The sequence below is a fragment of the Vibrio sp. Vb0304 genome (assembly GCF_033338995.1).
In the GTDB taxonomy this organism is placed as follows: Bacteria; Pseudomonadota; Gammaproteobacteria; order Enterobacterales; family Vibrionaceae; genus Vibrio; species Vibrio alginolyticus.
This window is the reverse complement of record NZ_JAWOTT010000072.1, coordinates 1-1,828: the sequence shown is the minus strand read 5'-3', so window position 1 is coordinate 1,828 and position 1,828 is coordinate 1. Positions and strand designations below refer to the sequence as shown.

Sequence of the window (1,828 nt, the reverse complement as noted above, 5' to 3'; positions counted from 1 at the left end):
GTACAGGAATGGCACCATTGACCAAACCTCAATCAAACGTTGGACAAATAGGTCGAACTTGCCGCCCCAGAAGCCCATGGCACAGCCTACAGCGGTACCAATAGCGTAGGACACCGCCATCGTTAACAACGCAAACCCCATCGCAGTACGGAAGCCATACACCAAGCGCGCTAAAATATCGCGACCAATAACGTCAGTACCTAGATAGTGTTTATTCTCAGCGCTTGGCGCGGTCGGAGGGAAATCGCCACTGAAGTCTTGTTCGTATGGGTTCCAAGGAACGATAGGTAGAATCACAAAGTTGTCCCCCCCCTCTTCCTCAAAGACTTGTTGGAGAACTCGGTAATCAGCTTCACTTGAAGAATCTTGACCAAACTCGCTACCTAAACGAACGTCACTGACAACCGGAAAGTAATAACTACCATCGTACTTCACCATCAACGCTTTACTGTTGATTAACAGCTCGGCAAATAGTGAAAGAATCAACATGATAGATAAGATCACAAACGACCAATAACCACGTTTAATTTCTTTAAAGTGACGGATTTTCTTTTGAGTTAATGGACTTACTTTAATCATATTACGCTCCAAACTTCACACGTGGGTCGACTAAAGCAACACAGATATCCGAAATAATATTGCCGATCAGCAGCAATACCGCGTTGATAGCAACGATGCCCATCACTACTGGGTAATCACGTTCCATAATGGATTCGTAACCTAATAAACCAATGCCGTCGATGTTGAAGATAACTTCGATCAAAAATGCCCCTGTCATGAAGAACAACAGTGAGTTGCCAAAGTGAGAAGCAATTGGAATCAAACTATTGCGTAGCGCGTGTTTGCGTACCGCTTTCTTAAATGGCAAGCCTTTTGCGATCGCGGTACGGATGTAATCCGATGATAAGTTTTCCATCAGGTTATTTTTCATCGTCATAGTGAGCGTTGCGAAATCACCAATCAAGTAACAGATCAGCGGAAGCACAGCATGCCACATCACGTCTTTTGCGCGTTCAAAGAAGGTTTCATAGTCATCGAAATCATCACCGACAAAGCCCCCCATAGGGAACCATTCCAAGTGATAACTAAACAAAGTAATCAATAACACGCCAACCACATAGCCAGGCAAGGCATAACCGACGAATATCAAAATGGAGGAGGTAGAATCAAACACAGAACCGTGCTTGAGGGCTTTGTAATAGCCAAGCGGTATCGAGATGAAGTAGCTGATAAAGAAAGTCATGCCACCATAGAACAGCGAAACAGGCAGACGCTCTGCAATCATATCCGATACTGGTTCGTAATAACGCGTTGATTCACCCAAGTCCAACGTCACTAGTCGACTCAACCAATCAACGTAAGCTTCCATCACAGGTTTATCCAACCCGTAGAATGCGTTTAGCTCAGCGATTTGCTCATCAGACAGTGCAGTATTGCCACCCGCTGACGTCATCGATGCTGCGCCGTCTCCCTGAGACTGCATTTGTGACAGCATGCGTTCAACTGGCCCACCCGGTACAAATCGAGTGATGGCAAAGATAAGAATGGTGATACCGAGAAACGTCGGAATGACTAACGCTAAACGGCGTAAAAAGTACGACAGCATATACAACTTGCTCCTTGTCTACTGTCCAAATTAGGCGGGTTTGGTGGGAAGTTTCCGGCCCAAAATGGTGCATATCTATCCGCGTAGTAACTAAAGCTGTTGAAACACACTCCCTGCGATTCAATAACTAGTTTTTTCTTCTACGGCAATAATTTCAGCGTCATATTTATCTTGAATCCACATCAGCTTCAAGTGTTTGAAACCAAAACATGACAAACTTCC

At 44.9% G+C, this 1,828-nt stretch carries 1 protein-coding gene and 1 pseudogene; both read right to left on the bottom strand.

Annotated elements, in window-relative coordinates; all coding sequences use genetic code 11:
* Positions 1-579, bottom strand: a pseudogene (locus tag R7P35_RS23825) (ABC transporter permease); the annotation flags it as partial.
* Between the two features lies 1 nt (position 580).
* Positions 581-1,606: an ABC transporter permease subunit gene (locus R7P35_RS23820; protein ID WP_005458995.1), complete on the bottom strand. Its 1,026-nt coding sequence runs from the start codon at positions 1,604-1,606 to the stop codon at positions 581-583.
* Positions 1,607-1,828 lie beyond the last annotated feature (222 nt).

Bases quoted from the DNA above. Each gene is read 5' to 3' on its own strand.
- R7P35_RS23820 (WP_005458995.1), bottom strand. From the start codon at position 1,606: ATGCTGTCGTACTTTTTACGCCGTTTAGCGTTAGTCATTCCGACGTTT.